The organism is Burkholderia aenigmatica (assembly GCF_902499175.1).
Lineage (GTDB): Bacteria > Pseudomonadota > Gammaproteobacteria > Burkholderiales > Burkholderiaceae > Burkholderia > Burkholderia aenigmatica.
The window spans coordinates 55,769-75,781 of sequence record NZ_CABVQC010000007.1; the positions used below are offsets into that span (position 1 = coordinate 55,769).

At 68.3% G+C, this 20,013-nt stretch carries 19 protein-coding genes; 11 read left to right on the plus strand and 8 right to left on the minus strand.

The window, feature by feature from the left end:
• The first annotated feature begins 30 nt into the window (after positions 1-30).
• Positions 31-546, plus strand: a complete 516-nt coding sequence (locus BDO18943_RS07210) for an SRPBCC family protein (protein ID WP_043181566.1) — start codon at positions 31-33, stop codon at positions 544-546.
• 46 nt (positions 547-592) lie between these two features.
• On the opposite strand, the gene BDO18943_RS07215 is transcribed toward BDO18943_RS07210, so the two are convergent.
• The 6 genes from BDO18943_RS07215 to BDO18943_RS07240 all read right to left on the minus strand — a co-directional run bounded on the left by BDO18943_RS07215 (position 593) and on the right by BDO18943_RS07240 (position 8,338).
• Positions 593-1,642: an ABC transporter ATP-binding protein gene (locus tag BDO18943_RS07215; RefSeq protein WP_175021813.1), complete on the minus strand. Its 1,050-nt coding sequence runs from the start codon at positions 1,640-1,642 to the stop codon at positions 593-595.
• A gap of 28 nt (positions 1,643-1,670) precedes the next feature.
• On the minus strand, positions 1,671-3,269 hold the full coding sequence (locus BDO18943_RS07220; protein WP_043181568.1) for an ABC transporter permease: 1,599 nt from the start codon (positions 3,267-3,269) through the stop codon (positions 1,671-1,673).
• Between the two features lie 2 nt (positions 3,270-3,271).
• On the minus strand, positions 3,272-4,306 hold the full coding sequence (locus tag BDO18943_RS07225) for an iron ABC transporter substrate-binding protein (protein WP_175021814.1): 1,035 nt from the start codon (positions 4,304-4,306) through the stop codon (positions 3,272-3,274).
• A 65-nt stretch (positions 4,307-4,371) separates the two neighbouring features.
• On the minus strand, positions 4,372-5,664 hold the full coding sequence (gene efeB / locus BDO18943_RS07230; RefSeq protein ID WP_175021815.1) for an iron uptake transporter deferrochelatase/peroxidase subunit: 1,293 nt from the start codon (positions 5,662-5,664) through the stop codon (positions 4,372-4,374).
• 11 nt (positions 5,665-5,675) lie between these two features.
• A complete protein-coding gene (locus tag BDO18943_RS07235; protein WP_175021816.1) occupies positions 5,676-6,809 on the minus strand; it encodes a hypothetical protein in 1,134 nt (377 codons plus the stop codon).
• A 62-nt stretch (positions 6,810-6,871) separates the two neighbouring features.
• Positions 6,872-8,338 carry a carbohydrate porin gene (locus BDO18943_RS07240; protein ID WP_175021817.1) on the minus strand — a complete coding sequence of 489 codons (1,467 nt, stop codon included), beginning with the start codon at positions 8,336-8,338 and terminating at the stop codon, positions 6,872-6,874.
• A 680-nt stretch (positions 8,339-9,018) separates the two neighbouring features.
• On the opposite strand from BDO18943_RS07240, the gene groES reads away from it, so the two are divergent.
• Both groES and groL read left to right on the plus strand, forming a co-directional pair.
• A complete protein-coding gene (gene groES, locus BDO18943_RS07245; protein ID WP_011351136.1) occupies positions 9,019-9,312 on the plus strand; it encodes a co-chaperone GroES in 294 nt (97 codons plus the stop codon).
• A gap of 48 nt (positions 9,313-9,360) precedes the next feature.
• Complete coding sequence (groL, locus tag BDO18943_RS07250; RefSeq protein ID WP_043181578.1) at positions 9,361-11,001, plus strand: chaperonin GroEL; 1,641 nt, start codon at positions 9,361-9,363, stop codon at positions 10,999-11,001.
• Positions 11,002-11,184: 183 nt separating this feature from the next.
• On the opposite strand, the gene BDO18943_RS07255 is transcribed toward groL, so the two are convergent.
• Positions 11,185-12,051, minus strand: coding sequence for a hydroxymethylpyrimidine/phosphomethylpyrimidine kinase (locus BDO18943_RS07255; protein ID WP_043181580.1), 867 nt, complete (start codon positions 12,049-12,051; stop codon positions 11,185-11,187).
• Positions 12,052-12,305: 254 nt separating this feature from the next.
• Here BDO18943_RS07255 and BDO18943_RS07260 point away from each other — a divergent pair, with 254 nt between their 5' ends.
• The 8 genes from BDO18943_RS07260 to BDO18943_RS07295 all read left to right on the plus strand — a co-directional run bounded on the left by BDO18943_RS07260 (position 12,306) and on the right by BDO18943_RS07295 (position 18,900).
• Positions 12,306-12,476 carry a rubredoxin gene (locus tag BDO18943_RS07260; protein WP_004186709.1) on the plus strand — a complete coding sequence of 57 codons (171 nt, stop codon included), beginning with the start codon at positions 12,306-12,308 and terminating at the stop codon, positions 12,474-12,476.
• Positions 12,477-12,580: 104 nt separating this feature from the next.
• Positions 12,581-13,882 carry a hypothetical protein gene (locus BDO18943_RS07265; protein WP_175021818.1) on the plus strand — a complete coding sequence of 434 codons (1,302 nt, stop codon included), beginning with the start codon at positions 12,581-12,583 and terminating at the stop codon, positions 13,880-13,882.
• A gap of 182 nt (positions 13,883-14,064) precedes the next feature.
• Entirely contained in the window at positions 14,065-14,643 is a 579-nt protein-coding gene (locus tag BDO18943_RS07270) for a YqgE/AlgH family protein (RefSeq protein ID WP_011351143.1), read from the plus strand.
• A complete protein-coding gene (ruvX, locus tag BDO18943_RS07275; RefSeq protein ID WP_027788201.1) occupies positions 14,640-15,089 on the plus strand; it encodes a Holliday junction resolvase RuvX in 450 nt (149 codons plus the stop codon). The genes BDO18943_RS07270 and ruvX overlap by 4 nt, the downstream gene beginning before the upstream one ends.
• Positions 15,076-15,588, plus strand: coding sequence for a bifunctional pyr operon transcriptional regulator/uracil phosphoribosyltransferase PyrR (pyrR, locus tag BDO18943_RS07280; RefSeq protein ID WP_175021819.1), 513 nt, complete (start codon positions 15,076-15,078; stop codon positions 15,586-15,588). Before ruvX ends, pyrR begins: the two co-directional genes overlap by 14 nt.
• Positions 15,589-15,661: 73 nt before the next feature.
• Positions 15,662-16,693, plus strand: coding sequence for an aspartate carbamoyltransferase catalytic subunit (locus tag BDO18943_RS07285; protein WP_006476735.1), 1,032 nt, complete (start codon positions 15,662-15,664; stop codon positions 16,691-16,693).
• 52 nt (positions 16,694-16,745) lie between these two features.
• Positions 16,746-18,023 (plus strand): dihydroorotase, encoded by a 1,278-nt coding sequence (locus BDO18943_RS07290; RefSeq protein ID WP_175021820.1) that lies wholly within the window; start codon positions 16,746-16,748, stop codon positions 18,021-18,023.
• 19 nt (positions 18,024-18,042) lie between these two features.
• On the plus strand, positions 18,043-18,900 hold the full coding sequence (locus tag BDO18943_RS07295) for a lysophospholipid acyltransferase family protein (protein WP_175021821.1): 858 nt from the start codon (positions 18,043-18,045) through the stop codon (positions 18,898-18,900).
• 32 nt (positions 18,901-18,932) lie between these two features.
• Here the strand turns inward: BDO18943_RS07295 and BDO18943_RS07300 are convergent, their stop codons facing one another.
• The gene (locus BDO18943_RS07300) at positions 18,933-19,772 is read right to left on the minus strand and encodes a symmetrical bis(5'-nucleosyl)-tetraphosphatase (protein WP_043181592.1); all 840 of its coding nucleotides are present in this window, start codon (positions 19,770-19,772) and stop codon (positions 18,933-18,935) included.
• Between the last annotated feature and the right edge of the window lie 241 nt (positions 19,773-20,013).

Sequence of the window (20,013 nt, forward strand, 5' to 3'; positions counted from 1 at the left end):
CATGCCCCTGACGGGCAGGCCGGAGGCTGCATGGCGGAATACCGGTTCTCGACGACCTGGCGCGTGGACGCGCCGCTCGCGGTGGTGTGGGACGCGATCTATCAGGTCGACCGCTGGCCCGGCTGGTGGAAGGGCGCCGTGAGCACCGTCGAGATCGAGCCGGGTGATGCGCGCGGCGTCGGCGCGCTGCACCGGTACACGTGGAAGGGGGCGCTGCCGTACCGGCTGGCCTTCGACATGCGCGTGCGACGCGTCGAGCCGCCGCATCGGCTCGAAGGCCGCGCGAGCGGCGCGATCGAAGGCGACGGATGCTGGACGTTCGCCGCCGACGGCGCCCGCACGATCGTGCGCTACGACTGGCATATCCGTACGCACGTGCGCTGGATGAACCGGCTGGAGCCGCTTGCCCGCCCGCTGTTCCGATGGAATCACGACGTCGTGATGCGCGAAGGCGCGAAGGGGCTCGCGCGGCTGCTGGGTGCGGCGGTCGAGACGGATGGCCGGACCTTCCGGCCGTTGCCGGATGCGGACTGCGCGGACGCCTGATGGCGTGTGAATGCGAGTGAAAGCGCTGAGCGACGGACCGCGCCGCTCAGCGCGCGTACGCCATCACCGCACCATCCACCGCGAGCGCGACACGTTCGCCGACGGCCGGACACCGGTGTCCCGGCACGCGTACGCGCACGAGCACGTCGAGATCGGCCTCGAGGCGCACGAGCACGTCGGCGTCCTGGCCCGCGAACTGCGCGGCTTCGACGCGCGCCGTATGGCCGCGCGCCGCATCGGCCTGCGCAACCGGCACGATTCCGATCTGCTCGGGACGCAGCATCGCATCGGCCGGCCCGTCGGGCAGCGACGCGACGAGCGGCAGTTCGCCGAGCGCGCACGCGATGTGCCCGTTGCGCACACGGCCGGCGAGCAGCACGGCCTGCCCGACGAACGACGCGATGTCGCGCGTGACCGGCTGCCGGTACAGCGTCTGCGGCACGGCCGTCTGTACCAGCCGGCCGTGCCACATCACCGCCACTTCGTCGCCGAGCGTCATCGCCTCGGGCTGGTCGTGCGTGACGAGCACCGATGTCGCGCCCGCCGCGGCGAGCGCATCGGCGACCGCGCTGCGCGTTTCGTGGCGCAGCGACGTATCGAGCGCGGAGAACGGTTCGTCGAGGATCACGAGCGACGGCTCGGGTGCGAGCGCGCGTGCGAGCGCGACGCGTTGCTGCTGTCCGCCGGACAGTTGCTGCGGCGCACGGCTCGCATACGACGCGGGCAGCCCGACCATCTCGAGCAGTTCATCGACGCGGTGATGGCGCCGCCGCGCCGCGCGCGGCAGCCCGAATGCGATGTTGTCGGCCACCGACAGGTGCGGAAACAGCGCGCCTTCCTGCGGCACGTAACCGATCCGGCGCTGTTCGGGCGGCAGGTGCACGTCGGGCGCGGCCACGCGGCGTCCGTCGATTTCGACGGTGCCGCGCTCGGCGCGTTCGAAGCCGCACAGCACGCGCAGCAGGGTGGTCTTGCCGCTGCCGGACGGGCCGAGCAGCGCGAGGCGCGAGCCGCGCCGCACCGTGAGATCGATGTCGTGCAGGACGGTATGCGATCCGAACGATTTGGACAGGCCGTGGATGCGTAGTTCGCTCATGGGCGGTTCCGGGGAAAAAGGGCGGTGTTCAGTCGCGCACCGACGCGCGGCCGAGCAGCACGAACAGCAGTCCCGACGCGCCGAGCGACAGCGCGACGAGCAGCGCCGCGTAGGGCGCCGCGGCGGCGAATGCAAGCGTTGCCGTATCGCTCCAGACCTGGGTCGCGAGCGTGCGGGTGCCGATCGGCGACAGCAACAGCGTCGCGTTGAGTTCCGTCATGACCGAGATGAACACCATCGTCGCGGCTGCGCCGAGGCCGGGTGCCGCGAGCGGCAGCACCACGCGCGTGAGCGTGGCGCGCCAGCCGAGACCGAGCGCACGCGCGGTTTCCTCGAGCCGGGCCGGCACGTGCGACAGCGCGGCGCGCACGCTGACGACCGCGAGCGGCAGGAACAGGATCGCGTACGCGGCGACGAGTGCCGGTGCGCTCTGGTAGAGCGGCTGCAGCAGCCGTACCGTGATCGACACGATCGCCAGCGCGACGACGATGCCCGGCACGCCCTGCACGGTCATCGCCGTGCGCTCGAGGAGCGTCGCGACGCGTCCCGGATAGCGGACCATCAGGAACGCGAGCGGCAGCGCGAGCAGCGTCGTGACGGCTGCCGCCATCAGGCCGTAGCCGGACGACGCGAGCGTGGCCTGCCACAGCAGCTCGGGCGACACGTCGGCCGGCGTGACGGCGGCCGCGCCCTGTTGCGTGAGCCAGTAGCCGATCATCGCGAGCGGCACGCCGAGCGTCGCGGCGGCGAGCGCGGCGAACGCGACGGTGACGGGGCCGCGCAGATGGCCGAGCGGATAACGCATCGCGACGCGGCGCGCGGCGCGGTGCGTATGACCGTAGCGCGCATGGCCGCGTGCGCGTGCCTCGATCGCGAGGCACAGCAGGCACAGCGCGATCAGCACGCAGCCGAGCAGCGATGCGCCGCCACCGTCGAACGCGGTGCGGTATTCGGCGTAGATCTCGGTGGTGAAGGTGCGAAAGCGCAGCAGCTGGAACGCGCCGAACTCGGACAGCACGCCGAGCGCGACCAGCAGCATCCCGCCGCACAGCGCGGGGCGCAACTGCGGCAGCACGACGCGGAAGAAGGTGCGCCACGGCGAGCAGCCGAGCGTGCGCGCGCTTTCCTCCAGCGCGGGATCGAGCTCGCGCAGCGCGGCGGCCACCGGCAGGTAGACCAGCGGGAAGTAGGCGGAGGTCAGCACGATCAGCGCGCCGAGAAAATCCTGCAGGTCGAGGCTCAGCGACACCCACGCGTAGCTCGTGATGAACGGGGGCACCGCGAGTGGCGCCGCCGCGAGTGCGGTCCACAGCGGCCGGGCCGGCAGGTCGGTGCGCTCGATGAACCACGCGACCGCTGTGCCGAGCAGCGTGCACGCGAGCGTCGCGGCGAGCGTGATCGACAGCGTGTTGACCAGCAGTTCGCCGACGAGCGGGCGCCATATCAACTCGATCGCATCGTCGAGACCGAAGGTGGCCGCGCGGTACAGCGTGAAGCCGAGCGGCAGCAGGATCGCGAGCGGCCCGCACGCGGCCGCGGCGACGAGCGCGCGCGACGGGCGCCGCCGCGTCGCGGTGCGCTCGCCGTCGCGCGCGGTGCGCGCCGTGCGGGACACGGCGTCGCTCATGGTCAGAGCAGGCCGGCCTGGCGCAGCAGCTTGCCGGCCTGGCTGTCGTCGCCGAGCTGTTCGAACGTCAGCGCCGGCGGGCTCAGTTCGTTGAACGGCTTCAGGATCGGATCGGGCGCGACGCCCGGATGCAGCGGATACTCGAAACTGATATGGCCGCCCGCCATCAGCTTCTGCGCGCGCTCGCTGACGAGATACGCGACGAACTTCTGCGCTTCCGGCTGGTGCTTCGAGGCCTTCAGCACCGCGGCGCCCGATACGTTGACGGCACCGCCGACGTCGCCTTTGCCGAAGTGGTAGATCGCGCTGCGGGTCGACTTGTCGCCAAGCTCGGCGTGCAGGCGGTCCCAGTAGTAGTTGTTGATGATGCCGGTCAGCACGCCGCCACGGTTGACGGCCGCCGTCACGCCTTCGTCGTCGTCGAAGATCTGCGCGTTGGCCTTCAGGCCCTTCAGCCATTGCAGCGTCGCGGCTTCGCCGTGCAGCGCGAGCACCGCGCTTACGAGCGGCAGGAAGTCCGCATCGCTCGGCGCGACGCCGACCTTGCCCTTCCACTCGGGCTTCGCGAGATCGAGCAGCGAAGCGGGCAGCTGCTGAGACTGGATCTTCGCGGTGTTGTAGACGAGCACGTTCTCGCGCGCGAGCACGCCGACCCAGTTGCCGTCGGCCGGGTTGAAGCGCGCGGGCACCGACTGCAGCGCGGCGGCGTCGGTCTTCGCGAGCAGGCCCTTGCGGTCGAGCAGCACGAGCTCCGGCGAGTTTTCGGTGAAGTACACGTCGGCCGGCGTGCGGTCGCCTTCCGTGGCGAGCTGCGCGGCGAGTGCCGGGCCTTCGCCCGAGCGCACCTTCACGGTGATGCCGCTCTGCGCTTCGAAGTCCTTGACGAGCTGGTTGACGACCTGCTCGTGCTGCGCGTTGTACAGCGTGAGCGTCGCGGCATGCGCGCGTGCGGCGTGCAGCGCGCCGGTCAGCATCAGCGCGGCGGCGGCCGCGGAAATCAGGTGCCGCAGCGGGCGGCTAACGGGTGAAGTGTTCATGTCGTGTTTAGCAGGTTGCTCCCGGCCGGGCCGGGAAGGAGTGCCTTGGCTTGCGTTGCGTGTCGTCATGCGTCGAACAGCGCGGCGCCGATGTACGAACCAGGTTGCGCGCCCGGCGGGCACGCGAAGATCGCGCTGCCGACGTGCGTGGTGAACTGGTTCATGATGTCCAGCTTCGCGAGCTTCTCGTTGATCGGAATGAAGCCCTTGCGCGGGTCGCGCTGGTGCGCGACGAACATCAGCCCCGCGTCGTACTCGGTCTGCTGGCGCCACGGCGGCCAGCGCTCGATGTAGAAATTCGTGCTGTCGTTGTACGAGTACGCGCGGCGCAGGATCTGCGCGCCGTTGTTCAACTGCGGCGATGCGAGGCGCGCGTGCGCGTTGTCGGGGATCACCGGGTTGCCGTCCTTGTCGGCCGCGTCGAGATCGAGTGCCTCGAACTCGTGCTTCTGGCCGAGCGGCGCGCCGCTGTACTTGTGACGGCCGACCACCTGCTCCTGGAACCCGAGCTCCGTGTTGTCCCAGTGCTCGAGCGTGATGCGGATCCGGCGCACGACCGTGTAGGTGCCGCCGTTCATCCATGCCGGGCCTTCGCTGCCGGCCCAAACGAATTCATCCATCGCGGCCGGATCGGACATCGGCGGATTCATCGTGCCGTCCTTGAAGCCCATCAGGTTGCGCGGCGTCTCGCCGGGCTTGCCCGACGTGAAGCCGGCCTGGCCCCAGCGCATCTGCGTCGCCTTCGCGCCGAGGCGCACGAGCTGGCGTACCGCGTGGAACGCGACCTGCGCGTCGTCCGCGCACGCCTGGATGAACAGGTCGCCACCGGTCTTTTCGGGCAGCAACTGGTCGCCATTGAAGCGCGGCAGGTCGACGAGCGCGGCGGGGCGATGCTTCGCGAGGCCGTAGCGGTCCTTGCCGGCGAGCGCGAACATGCCGGGGCCGAAGCCGAACGTGATCGTCAGCCGCGCAGGGCCGAGGCCGAGCGCGTCGCCCCCGTCGGCCGGCGCGACTTCGTCGCTGCCCGTCGCGGCGAGCGGCAGTGCGGTATCACCGCGCGTCATGCGTGCGGCAGCGTCGGTCCAGGTTTTCAGCAGCGCGATGACGTCCGCGCGCTGCGCGGTCGTCAGGTCGAGCGCCGCGAAATACGCGTGGCGCTGCTGCGGCGTCGCGATGCCGCTCTGGTGCTTGCCATAGAACGGCTCGACGCCGTCATGCACGGAAGCGGTGGCGGGCGCATCCGCGGCCTTCGCGGCCGGGATCGACGCCGCCGCGAGGCCGGCGGCCACCGCGGCGCCGCCCGCCTTCAGGAAGCCACGCCGCGCGGGGCGGGGTGGCTGGTTGGAATCGTCTGCCATGGTTGGCTCCATTACTTCGCGAGCAACAGCGTGTTGACGTCGTCCGCGACGTAGTAGAAGCCGTCGCCTTCAGGCGTCATCGCGATGCCGAACAGGTTGCCGTTGCCGGGGGGCGTCTGCGCCTTGTCGGTATTGATCCAGCGCGCGTAGAGCTGCTTGCCGGCGACCGGGTCGATCTCGACGACCTGGCCGTTCTGCGCGTTGGTCGCGAGCAGGTGGCCGTTCGGCGCGGTCGCGAGCGCGAGCGGGCGGCGCAGGAAGCCGTCGGCGGTGATCTGGCGGCCGACGCCCGCGCTGGTGTCGCGCGTGAGCGGGTCGTCGATCTCGACGATGCGGTTGCCGATCGCGTCCGACACGTACAGCTTCTTCTGGTCGCCGGACAGCGCGAGGCCGGTCGGGCCGACCAGGAATACGCCCTTGTCGGCCTGCGCGCCGAGGCCGCTCGCGACGACCGTTTCCTGCTTGATCACGGGCGGCTTGCCGGCCGGCACGTCGAGGTCGAGACGCAGCACGGTCGCCTGCTTGTAGACGGGCGGATTGCCGTCCGCGCCGCCGACGCCGAAGCCGGCCATGCTGACGAACAGCGTCGCGCTGTCGCCGCGGTCGACCACGGCCATGTTGCCCCACGGGTCGTTGATGTTCGGGGTCGACCACGTCGACGCGATCTTGCCTTGCGAATCGAGCACGATCAGGCAGCCGGCGCCCTTGGTGTTGGTCGTGCCGTCGTTGCTCGGCGTGCTGCCGACGATCACCCAGCCGGATTTCAGCATCGTCATCGCCGTCGACAGGCCGACGCCGCCCGGGCACGCCTTCAGGTCGCGCGGGATCGATGCGAACAGGCTCAGCTGCTTCGTCGACGGGCGGTAGTTGACGATCGTGCTGCCGGTACCTTGCAGGTTCGCCGAGTTGTTGAAGTTGTCGACGAGCACGTCGCCCGCCTGGATCGTGCCGGCCGACACCGGCGCGACCGCGATCGCGTACGGGTTCTGGTCGCCGTTGTCCGGCACCGTGTTGACGAGCGTGGTGTGGCGATGCAGCGTCTCGAGGAAACCTTGCGGCTCGGCGAGTGCGCCGGCGGCGGCCGTTAGTGCGGCGACAGCCAGTGCGCCCGTCGCGAGGCGGCGAAGCGGGGCGGATGGATTCATGTGACTCTCCTGGGGAGCGCGCCGTCCGGGTGGCGCGCGAAATTGGGCAGCGTGCGCGTCGCTCAGAACGTGATCGTCGTACGCGCGCCGAGCACGAACGTATTGCGCAGCGGCTGGGTCGCGTCGCTCGGGTTCTGGCCGGCGCCGGCATTGAACGTGTACTGCGCGTCGGCCTGGACGATCCACCACGGGTTGACCTGGTACTGGTAGGTCGCTTCGAGCGTCGTCTCGCGGGTGCGCACGCCGTACGGGCTGGCTGCGAACGTCCGCGCGGTCTGGTCGAGGTCGGTCACGTGGTTGCCGACCTGGATGTACGTGACGCCGAGGCCGACGCTGTCGTTGTCGCGGCCTTCGAACGGCGCCTTCAGCACGATCCCCGCGTTGGCCGAGAAGCTCACCAGGTTGCGGTCGCCCGGCGCGCCCATCACGCGTGCGAACACGCCGAGGCTTCGCGGGCCGGTCGGGTCGGGGCGCCAGACCATCTGGTCGGCCACCGCGTAGAAGCTGTAGTTGCCGTGACGCTGCTGCGCGTTGCCGTTCGATGCGGGGTCCGCGAGCGACAGCCCGTCGGTGCCGACGTTCTGGTCCGCGAAGCGGCCGTTGTGATACCAGACGCCGATCTTGTAGGTGCCCGGCAGCCCGTTCGAGTGGCCGGTGTCCATTTCGCCGTCGGACGGCTGGTTCAGCGCGTACTGCAGTTCGCCGATGTAGAGCGCACCGTTGTGCAGGTTGAAGTTGGTGCCGCTCAGGTTGCTCGGATTGTTGCCGAGCGGATCGCCGTCGAACACGCCCGCGAGCGCGGTGACCTTCGGCGTGATCTGCGCACGCACGCGCACGCCGAGGCCGGCGAGCGGATACGCGGGGCCGCCGTTCGGCAAGTCGTACGACGGCAGCGCGGGCCAGCCGAACATCGTGTTGACGAACGTGTTCGCATACGTGCTGACCATGAATTCCTGGTCCAGGCTCTGCTGGCCGATCTTCACGTCGACGCGCTTGTCGAGGAACGACTGCTGGTACCAGAGCTCCCACAGGCGCGTCGTGCCCTGCGCCTCGATGCCGCTCGCGGTGTTGAGCGTGCCGAGGTTTCTCGTGCTGAGGTTGGTGCCGTGGATCTGCAGCGCGCTGACGTTGAACGTGCCGCCGGGCAGGCCGATCGCCTTCTGCGTGTCGACCGTCAAGGTGGCCGTCGTCAGTCCGTCGTACGCGCCGCCACGGTTCAGGCCGCCGCGCAGGTTCGCCAGGTATTCGCTGGTTTCGGTGATCTGCAGCGTCGCGCCGTACTTGCCGAGCCACGGGCGGATGCCGCCCATGTCGCCGAGCAGGTTCTGGCGCGTCCAGATGCCGGTCAACGCGTTGGTCGGCTTCGCGTGGATCGCGAGGTCGGCCTCGGGCGCTTCGGGCTGCGCGTCGACGGGCGTGTCGGCGAAAGCCGCGCCGCTCGCGAACGAGGCGCACGCGAGGACGGCCGCACAGGCGGCGGGGCGCATCCGGGCACGGACGCTGTCTCCCTGGAACGACGCAAACGTCATATCAAACCCCTGGTTCTATTTGGTAAGGAATCCTGCTTGTCGGTCGCTGTCCGGACGCTCGGCACCGATCGGCCAGGGCACGAAGATGAACGCAACGCGGCGCATCGTAGGAGTGTCAAATGGGAAAGTCAATGTAAACGAGAATGATTCGCATCTAAATTACTGTCTGTAATCCGAACCCTTACGGATGGGGCCTGACACGTGTTTTGGACGAGGCAAACCGTAAATATCTGTGTAATGACAATGTATGATTTGATGCGGATCGATGGATCCGCGCGAGGGGGGATGAAACTGCCGAGGTGGAGGGGGACGGGCGCGTCGCGGCGGACGGAATCGACGCTCGCACAGGTTTTTTCATGCGATGCCGCCGATCGCAGGAACTCCGTGCTTACCCGGTGTCCAAACGGGGCTGAATGAGATTCGCCGGCCGCGCGGGCCCGCCGGCCGGGCCGGGAAAGGTTCGTCAGGGTATTGTTTTAAAAGGGGTTTTTGTTGTTTTTGCGTGCCTTTCCCGCCGCATCGCCACACTGAAAATTCCTCCGGTTTCCCTTCTTGAATTTGTCAAAACCCGTCCATATAATTAGCACTCGCTGCACGAGAGTGCTAACAATTCTCTGCCGGGCGACAAGCCGGGCAGATTCCCTAAGCGTTCTTCAATCTCAGTCAAGAGAGGAGTGAATATGAACCTTCGTCCTTTGCACGATCGCGTGATCGTCAAGCGCCTGGATCAGGAAACCAAGACCGCCTCGGGCATCGTGATCCCCGACGCCGCTGCTGAAAAGCCGGACCAGGGCGAAGTCCTGGCCGTCGGCCCGGGCAAGCGCGACGACAAGGGCGCCCCGATCGCGCTCGACGTGAAGGTCGGCGATCGCGTCCTGTTCGGCAAGTACGCAGGCCAGACCGTGAAGGTCGACGGCAACGAACTGCTGGTCATGCGCGAAGAAGACATCATGGCCGTGGTCAACGCCAAGTAAGCGCGTCCACCGACGGTACATATTCCCAAGAATTCAAGGAGTTAGAAGATGGCAGCTAAAGACGTCGTATTCGGCGATTCCGCCCGTTCGAAGATGGTCGAAGGCGTGAACATTCTCGCCAACGCAGTCAAGGTCACGCTGGGTCCGAAGGGCCGCAACGTCGTGCTCGAGCGCAGCTTCGGCGGCCCGACGGTCACCAAGGACGGTGTGTCGGTCGCGAAGGAAATCGAGCTGAAGGACAAGCTCCAGAACATGGGCGCGCAAATGGTCAAGGAAGTTGCTTCCAAGACCAGCGACAACGCAGGCGACGGCACGACGACGGCAACCGTCCTCGCGCAATCGATCGTTCGCGAAGGCATGAAGTACGTCGCATCGGGCATGAACCCGATGGACCTGAAGCGCGGCATCGACAAGGCAGTCGCAGCGGCTGTCGAAGAGCTGAAGAAGATCAGCAAGCCGTGCACGACGAACAAGGAAATCGCACAGGTCGGCTCGATCTCGGCGAACAGCGACACGTCGATCGGCGATCGCATCGCTGAAGCGATGGACAAGGTCGGCAAGGAAGGCGTGATCACCGTCGAAGACGGCAAGTCGCTGGCTGACGAACTCGACGTCGTCGAAGGCATGCAATTCGACCGCGGCTACCTGTCGCCGTACTTCATCAACAACCCGGAAAAGCAAGTCGCCGTTCTCGACAACCCGTTCGTGCTGCTGCACGACAAGAAGGTGTCGAACATCCGTGATCTGCTGCCGGTACTCGAGCAAGTCGCGAAGGCTGGCCGTCCGCTGCTGATCATCGCTGAAGACATCGAAGGCGAAGCACTCGCGACGCTGGTCGTGAACAACATCCGCGGCATCCTGAAGACCGTTGCGGTCAAGGCGCCGGGCTTCGGCGATCGTCGCAAGGCGATGCTGGAAGACATCGCGATCCTGACCGGCGGCCAGGTGATCGCTGAAGAAACCGGCCTGACGCTCGAGAAGGCAACGCTGGCAGAACTGGGCCAGGCGAAGCGCATCGAAGTGGGCAAGGAAAACACGACGATCATCGACGGCGCAGGCGAAGCCGTGAACATCGAAGCACGCGTGAAGCAAGTGCGCGCGCAAATCGAAGAAGCGACGTCGGACTACGACCGTGAAAAGCTGCAAGAGCGCGTGGCCAAGCTGGCCGGCGGTGTTGCAGTGATCAAGGTCGGCGCAGCGACCGAAGTCGAAATGAAGGAAAAGAAGGCACGTGTCGAAGACGCACTGCACGCAACGCGCGCAGCTGTGGAAGAAGGCATCGTGGCAGGTGGCGGCGTTGCGCTGATCCGCGCTCGCACCGCGATCGCAGGCCTGACCGGCGCTAACGCCGATCAAAACGCCGGCATCAAGATCGTGCTGCGCGCAATGGAAGAGCCGCTGCGCCAGATCGTCACGAACGGCGGCGAAGAAGCCAGCGTCGTGGTGGCGGCAGTTGCTGCAGGTACGGGCAACTACGGCTACAACGCAGCAACGGGCGAGTACGTCGACATGGTTGAAGCCGGCGTCGTCGACCCGACCAAGGTCACGCGCACCGCACTGCAGAACGCAGCTTCGGTTGCAGGCCTGCTGCTGACGACGGACGCAGCTGTCGCAGAACTGCCGAAGGAAGATGCACCGATGCCGGGCGGCATGCCGGGCGGCATGGGCGGCATGGGCATGGACATGTAATCGACTTCGGTCGATTGTCCGGAACGCGCAGCGATGCGCGTTCCAGCCAAAAGAAAAGACCCGCAGCGATGCGGGTCTTTTTTTATGCGTGCAGATTTCGGTGCGTGCGCGGGGCAACCGGAGCGGTCGCGCCCAAAGCGGCGCGGCAGGTGCGACGGCGGGGCATGCCCCGCCGTGTCCGCTTCAATGCCGGTGCGATGTCCTCGGCACCGGGTCGGCCTTCGCGGCGGGCGGGGTGTCCGAGTCTTCGTTGCTGCGCGCCCAGAAGAACCGGTCGGGCAGGTACGCGCCCATGCCGGGCCGGAACGCGTCGCGAACGGCCTGGTACAGGTATTCCTGCGCTTCGCGCACGGCTTCGGGCGGCTCCTGGCCGTTCGCGAGCAGCGCCGCGATCGCTGCGCCCAGCGTGTCGGTGATGCCCATCAGCCGGTGCGGCGAACGATCCCACATGTCCTCGCGCAGTTGGCCTTCCTCGCCGTACAGCGTGTTGACGAGCCGGTGCGAGCCCGTCTCGGACGACAGGATGTATTCGCAGCCTTGCGACAGCAGGTGCGACAGGGCCGCATCGAGATTCGGCGCCTCGGCATCGCCGTCCGGCTGCGCGAGCGCGATCAGCGTCGCGTAGTCGGCGACCAGCAGCGTGGTTTGCGGTGCGAGCAGGTCGGCGATCGATTCGCGCAGGTCGTCGGCGGCGAGCACGTGCTCGTCGTCGAGCGTGAAATCCGGCGCGAGCACGAGCGGCACGCCGTCGTAGTCCGCGACCACTTCGGCGATCGCGCTGACGACTTCCGCGCGCGTGGTTGCGCCGATCTTGAACGCGGCGACCGGCATGTCCTCGAGCAGCATGCGCGCCTGGGCGGCGACGACGTCGGGATCGAGCCCCGTCACTTCGTCGCAAGCGGCCGAGTCGCGCACGGTGTAGCCCGTCAGGACGGACACACCGTGACAGCCCATGCTCGCCAGGGTCAACAGATCGGCTTGAATGCCAGAGCCGCCGGTGGGATCGGACAGGCCGAAGGTGAGGACGATCGGAGGGGCGTTGCTGGACATGTAAAAATGGGGCAAGAGAAAAACGGACAAGCGACGGACATGCGGACGGCGAGGCGAAATGGGCGTTTTCGGCCCTGTGTTGCCCGGCAGGCCGCACTTTTCAGTCATTATGCGGCGGAATCCGGCCCGCACGACGGATTTTTTAGCGCAGCGCAACGTAGTCGCGTTACTCCAGCGCGATTGCTAGGCAGTCCGGCCCCGACACGGTACCATCATGGCTCCCGAATTTACCGACTTTCCCGACGCGGCTTAAGATGGAATACAAGAGCTGGATGTGCCTGATTTGTGGCTGGATTTACGACGAAGAAGCCGGGCTGCCGGAAGAGGGCATTGCCCCGGGCACGCGCTGGGAAGACGTCCCGATCAACTGGACGTGCCCTGAATGCGGCGCCCGCAAGGAAGACTTCGAGATGGTCCAGATCTGACCGGATCGCTGGCCCACGGACACACCGCTCAGGTCTCGCATCGGCCCGGCGCTTGCGCGCCGAGGGTCGCGCGAGCGACTTGACGATGACAGGCGCGCGTGTCCATGAGGCCAGAACCGGCGAACGTTCCCCACCCTGACGCACTGCCCAACCCGCGCGGCGGGGCCGTGCGTGCGGCCGACGCATGGCTTGCGGCGGCCGCCGACGCTTTCGAGCAGCGTGACGATGCGGCCGCGCCGCTGTCCGCCGCGGCGGCCGTGCTGGCGGAAGCCGGCTGGCTGCCGGCCGCGCGTTTCGCGGGGCAACTGTCGGCCGCCGTGCCGCTGGTCGCCGTCGAGCCGACTTCGGCCGGCTGGCGCGCGGCGCTGCGCGATTTCCGCGCGGCCGTTGCACGCCATAACCTGCGCGAGCTTGCCTGCTCGCCCGTTCTATTCGAGCATTTTCGTGCATTGCGTGCGCAAAGCGCCGCCGACCTGCGCGCGAACGCGCCGCTCGACGCGCTCGCGCTCGTCGGTCGCGCGGTGCCGCCGGCCACGCTGCGCGCGCTGCCCGATGCGTTCGCGACCCGAATTCGCGCCCGCTTCGAACAGGCGCTGCTTGGCCTGCTGCGCGCGGAACACGGCGCGCCCGACGCGGCGCTCGACGAACTCGATGCGATGCTGGCCGCGCTCGCCGACGACGATCCATACGATTTCTGGCGGCTCGCGGCCGCGTGCTTGCGCGCGTTGCGCGCCAGCGGCGCGCCCGAGCTGAAGCGCTTTCTCGCGCGCACGAACCTGCTGCTCGGCGAGCACGCGCAGGGCCGGCGCGACGCGCCGCCCGAGTTCGTGCGTGAGACGGTCGCGCTGCTATGGCGCGATTTCGCGCTGTTCGGCGCTGCGGCCGAGGATGTCGCGCTCGTCGACGTGCTGCACGACTACGGGCTGACGGTCGACTGGCACGTGGCTGGCACGCCCGCGTCCGAAGCGCTGTGGGAGGCCGATGCCGCGCGGGCCGAGCACGATGCGGTCGCCGCTGCGCCGACGCGCGCGCTCGGCGTCGTGACGGTCAATGCGCATGCCTATGAGGATTTCCTGCAGACGGCCGATGCGTCGATGGCCGACCTCGCAGCCGATCCGGCCAGAGCCGACGCGAGTGCCGCATGGCATGCATCCGGTGCCGCCTACCGGGTCGGCACGGCCGCCTGCGCGCTCGGGCTCGGCCACGCGGCGCTCCTGGCCGACACGCTCGGCCTCGCCTGGCGGCGTGCGGCGCACGGCGTGCCGCTCGCCGACGGCGGCCTCGACGCGCACGGCCACGCGTCCGACATGCTGCGCGCGGCGCTGCTGAAGATCGCGGCCGGCGTCGCGCCGCCGGATCTCACCGCGGCGTCCGGCGCGCTCGGCGCGGCGCTCGGCCGAGCCTGACGAACAAGGGGACGAACACGCGCCGGCGGCCCTTGCTGCGCGGGCCCGCAACACGCTGCCGACAGCGCCCGCGCGCGTGTTAGAGTGCCGTGTGATCCGTGCGCGCCGTTGCCAGCGCGGTGCGGCGTTGCTTGTTGATCGCGGCTCGGTCAGGCCGCGGCGTCTTTGCTAAAATTCAAACCATGTCAAAGCCTTCCGATCGCATCAATCTCACCAACCAGTTCCTGATCGCCATGCCTAACATGGCCGATCCGACGTTCTCGGGAACGGTGGTCTATCTTTGCGATCACAGCGAGCGCGGTGCGCTCGGCCTCGTCATCAATCGTCCTACCGACATCGACCTCGAATCGCTGTTCAACCGCATCGACCTGAAGCTCGACATCGAGCCGCTGCTGCACATCCCGGTGTACTTCGGCGGCCCGGTCCAGACCGAGCGCGGTTTCGTGCTGCACGAGCCGGTGGAGGGCGCGAGCTACAACTCGTCGATGTCCGTCGAGGGCGGGCTGGAGATGACCACGTCGAAGGACGTGCTCGAGGCGGTCGCGACGGGCACCGGCCCGAAGCGCTTCCTGCTGACGCTCGGCCATGCGGGCTGGGGGGCCGGGCAGCTCGAGGAAGAAATTTCCCGCAACGGCTGGCTGACTGTGGCCGCCGATCCGCGCATCGTGTTCGACACGCCGGCCGAAGAGCGCTTCGAAGCCGCACTCGGCCTGCTCGGCGTCAGCTCGTCGATGCTGTCCGGCGAAGCAGGGCACGCATGAGTGGCGCGAGTGCGCGCGATGCGACGCTCCTCGCGTTCGACTACGGCGAAAAACGTATCGGCGTCGCGATCGGCAATGCGCTGACGCGCTCGGCCCGTGCGCTCGTCGTGATCCAGAACCTGAACCGCGAACACCGCTTCAAGGCGGTCGGCGACCTGCTGGCCGAATGGCGGCCGGACGCGCTCGTCGTCGGCCTGCCGATGCATCCGGACGGCACGCCGCACGACATGACGCAGCAGGCGAAGCGCTTCGGCAACCAACTGAACGGCCGCTTCGGGCTGCCCGTCACCTGGGTCGACGAGCGCTATTCGTCGGTCGAGGCCGAGGCCGGGCTGCGCGAGCGCAACGTGCGCGGCCGCGCACGGGCCGAGATGCTCGATGCCGAGGCCGCGCGCGTCATCCTTCAACAGTATCTCGATCAATTGTCCGACCATGAGCACCATTGATGCCGAGGCGCTTTACCGCGTCCTGCTCGACCAGATCCGCGCCGCGTACGGCATGGCTTTCGCCGAACCAGGCGGCCCGCGGCTCGCCGGCATTCACAGCGGCGGCGCGTGGCTTGCCGAGCGGCTCGCGCGCGATCTCGGCGCACCGGCGTTCGGCGTCGTGAACGTCGCGCTGCACCGCGACGACTACGCGAAGAAGGGGCTGCACAGCCAGGCCAGCCCGACGTCGCTGCCGTTCGAGGTCGACGGCGCGCGCATCGTGCTCGTCGACGACGTGCTGTACACCGGGCGCACCGTGCGCGCGGCACTCAACGAGCTGTTCGACTACGGCCGTCCTGCCGCGGTCGAGCTCGCGGTGCTCGCCGATCGCGGCGGCCGCGAGCTGCCGGTCGCCGCACGCTTCGCGGGTGGCGCGCTCGACGTGCCGGCCGATGCGACGCTCGTGCTCGCGCGCGACGATGCGCAGTTCACGCTGCGCGTCGAGGCGCACGGCGCCTGAACGACACGCGAACCGTATCCCGGGCCGCCGGTTTGCACCGCGGCCCGTTTGCATAGTTGGAATCACGCACACCATGACCACCGACACCACTGGCCGCACCGGCAATCCCGCTGCGGCCGCGAGCCCCGACCGGTTTCGCTACGGCTTCCTGAAGGGCAACCCGCAGCTCACGAAAAACGGCGAGCTGAAGCACCTGCTGTCGATCGAGGGCCTGCCGCGCTCGATCGTCAACCACATCCTCGATACGGCCGAGCAGTTCGTCAGCGTGACGGACCGTGAAGTGAAGAAGGTGCCGCTGCTGCGCGGCAAGTCCGTGTTCAACCTGTTCTTCGAGAACTCGACGCGCACGCGCACGACCTTCGAGATCGCCGCGACGCGCCTGTCGGCCGACGTGCTGAACCTGAACATCAACGCGTCGTCGACGAGCAAGGGCGAATCGCTGCTCGACACGATCAACAACCTGTCGGCGATGCATGCCGACCTGTTCGTCGTGCGTCACGCGTCGAGCGGCGCGCCGTACCTGATCGCCGAGCACTGCGCGCCGCACGTGCACGTGATCAACGCCGGCGACGGCCGCCATGCGCACCCGACGCAGGGCCTGCTCGACATGTACACGATCCGTCACTACAAGCGCGACTTCACGAAGCTGCGCGTGGCGATCGTCGGCGACATCCTGCATTCGCGCGTCGCGCGCTCCGACATCCATGCGCTCACCACGCTCGGCGTGCCGGAAGTGCGCGCGATCGGCCCGCGCACGCTGCTGCCGGGCGGTCTCGAGCAGATGGGCGTGAAGGTGTTCCACAACCTCGACGAAGGGCTGAAGGGCGTCGACGTGATCATCATGCTGCGCCTGCAGAACGAGCGGATGAGCGGCGCGCTGTTGCCTTCCGCACAGGAATACTTCAAGACCTGGGGCCTGACGCCCGAGCGCCTCGCGCTCGCCGCGCCCGACGCGATCGTGATGCACCCGGGCCCGATGAACCGCGGCGTCGAGATCGATTCGCAGGTCGCCGACGGCCCGCAGTCAGTGATCCTCAACCAGGTCACGTTCGGCATCGCCGTGCGGATGGCGGTGATGGGCATCGTCGCCGGCAACAGCGACTGAGCCCGCTTTCGCGCATCCCTATTCACGCAATCAACGCATTCACAGACAGCGCATGAAGATTCATATCAAAGGCGGCACGCTGATCGACCCGGTCGCCGGTACCGAGCAACAGGCCGACGTATTCGTCGCAGGCGGCAACATCGCCGCGCTCGGCACGGCGCCGGCCGGTTTCAACGCGGACAGGACGATCGACGCGTCGGGCCTGATCGTCGCGCCCGGCCTCGTCGACCTGTGCGCGCGGCTGCGCGAGCCCGGCTACGAGCACAAGGCGACGCTCGCGTCCGAGATGGCCGCGGCCGTCGCGGGCGGCGTCACGACGCTCGTGTGCCCGCCGGACACCGACCCCGTGCTCGACGAGCCGGGCCTCGTCGAGATGCTCAAGTACCGCGCGCGCAACCTGCACCAGGCGAACGTCCATCCGCTCGGCGCGCTGACGGTCGGCCTCAAGGGTGAAGTGATCACCGAGATGGTCGCGCTGACCGAGTCCGGCTGCGTCGGCTTCACGCATGCCAACGTGCCGGTGCGCGACACGCAGGTGCTGCTGCGTGCGCTGCAATACGCGAGCACCTACGGCTACACCACGTGGCTGCGCCCGCAAGACGCCTTCATCGGCCGCGGCGGCGTCGCTGCCAGCGGCGCGCTGGCGTCGCGGCTCGGGCTGTCCGGCGTGCCGGTCGCGGCCGAGACGATCGCGCTGCACACGATCTTCGAACTGATGCGCGTGACGGGCGCACGCGTGCACCTTGCGCGGCTGTCGTCGTCGGCGGGCCTCGCGCTCGTGCGCGAGGCGAAGGCCGAGGGGCTGCCCGTGACCTGCGACGTCGGCGTGAATCACGTGCACCTGATCGACATCGACATCGGCTACTTCGATTCGCAGTTCCGGCTCGATCCGCCGCTGCGCAGCGAGCGCGATCGCGAAGCGATTCGCGTGGCGCTCGCCGACGGCACGATCGACGCGATCTGTTCCGACCATACGCCGGTCGACGACGACGAGAAGCTGCTGCCGTTCGGCGAAGCGACGCCGGGCGCGACGGGGCTCGAACTGCTGTTGTCGCTGACGCTGAAGTGGGCGGACGAGACGCGCACGCCGCTCGCGCAGGCGCTGCGCCGCATCACGTCCGCACCGGCCGACGTGCTGCAGCTGCCGGCCGGCCGCCTGGCCGAAGGCAGTGCGGCCGACCTGTGCGTGTTCGACCCGCGCGCGCACTGGCGTGTCGAGCCGCGTGCGCTGAAGAGCCAGGGCCACAACTCGCCGTTCCTCGGCTACGAACTGCCCGCCTGCGTGCGCACGACGCTCGTCGCCGGGCAGATCGCGTTCGAGCGCCCCTGAACCACGCCGGACCTTCGCCATGATTGCCCTTCGCAAGCTGCGTCTCGTTTTTCACCTGTTGCGCGGCATGGCGATCGTCGCGCTGCGTTTTTCGCATGTCACGCCCGCGCGGCGCGCCGAGATGACGCGCCGCTGGACGCTCAAGATGCTGCGGATCTGCGGGATGCGACTCGTCGTGCACAACGACAGCGCGCGGCTCGACGCGAGCGCGCTCGTGGTCGGCAATCACGTGTCGTGGCTCGATATCTACGCGGTCAACGCGTGGCGGCCGACGCCGTTCGTGTCGAAGGCCGAGGTGCGGCAGTGGCCGGTCGTCGGCTGGCTCGCGGAGAAGCTCGACACCGTGTTCCTGCAGCGCGAGAAGCGCACGGAGGCGATGCGGGTCATGCACGAAATGGCCGAGCGCCTGCGCAACGGCGGGCTGATGTGCGTGTTTCCGGAAGGGACGACGACCGACGGGCAGGAACTGCTGCCGTTCCATGCGAACCTGTTCCAGTCTGCGGTATCGGCCGGCTGCGCGGTGCAGCCGATCTGCCTGATGTACGAGGATGCGCAGCGGCGGCAGTCGGTCGCGCCGGCCTACACGGGCGAGCTGGCGCTCGGCAAGTCGCTCGACATGGTGTTGCGCGGCGGTCCGCTCGTCGTGCACCTGTACGTGTGCGAACCGATCGCGCCGGGTGGCGACCGGCGGGCGACGTCTGCGGCGGCACGCGACGCGATCGCGGCCGCGCTCGCGACGCTGCAGGCAAATGTCGGCAAGCCGACGGCCGAGTCGCTCGCGGAACTGGCCAGGCATGCGTATCCGGCGACCGAGATCGGCGCCGGCGCGGCAGCCGACGAGGCGGCCGACGCACCCGTGCCGGGGCGCGAGGGTTGACGCGCCTCCCGGCCCCGCGAATCAGCCTGTAATCACTCTCCGCCCGGCGCGCGGCACGCGTCGCACTGCACCTGCGTGACCGTGCGCTGCGCCGGATCGGCCGTCAGCCGCACGGCCGACAGCTGGTTACCCCACACGCACCCCGAATCGAGCGCGACGACGTTGTCGCGCAGCATCAGGCCGAGCGCGGCCCAGTGCCCGAACACGACCGTCACGTTCTCCGTGCGGCGCCCCGGTACGTCGAACCACGGCAGGTAGCCGGGCGGTGCGTTGTCGGGGCCGCCGTTCGCCTTGAATTCCATCGTGCCGTCGGGGGTGCAGAAGCGTAGGCGCGTGAATGCGTTGAACGCGACGCGCATCCGGTCGCGTTTCTTCAGATCCGGGCTCCATTGATACGGCTCGTTGCCATACAGCTTCTGCAGCGTGTCGCGCCAGTCGGGCGCGCGCAACGCGCGCTGGAGTTCGTCGGCGAGTTCCAGCACGAGCGTGGCATCCCACTGCGGCAGCATGCCCGCATGCACGAGCAGCATCCCGTGTTCCGCATGCACGAACGGGCGGTGGCGGACCCAATCGAGCAGCGCGTCGGCGTCGGGCGCGTCGAGAATCTCGCCGATGGTGTCGCCCGGGCGTTCGGTGCGCAGGCCGGCGGAGACCGCAAGCAGGTGGAGGTCGTGATTGCCGAGCACGACGGTCGCGCGCGGGCCGAGGTCGACGAGTGCTCGCAGCGAGGCGAGGGAGTCCGGGCCGCGGTTGACGACGTCGCCGGCGATCCACAGCGGCGTGTCGGCGGGGGCTGAAAGCTTGTCGAGCAAAGACTGGAAAGCCGAATGGCAGCCCTGGATGTCGCCGATGGCGATGGGGGGTGAAAGCATGAGGGTCGGATCGTGACGAGTCTGGGTGAGCTGAGAAAGCATCATTCAAATACGCGTGTGGCGCAAAGGACGTTCCGCATCGGGCCGCTTGCGTGGCACAGGATTCTTGTGGCGCAAAGGGCCGGGGCGCTGTATCAAGTTGTTAGCGGCATGGAGTTGGCGCCGGCTGGATTCCTATAATTGGCATTTTCGCTCCGAAATTAACATCTCGTGACTTGGCCGGTCATGGCGACCGGTTAAA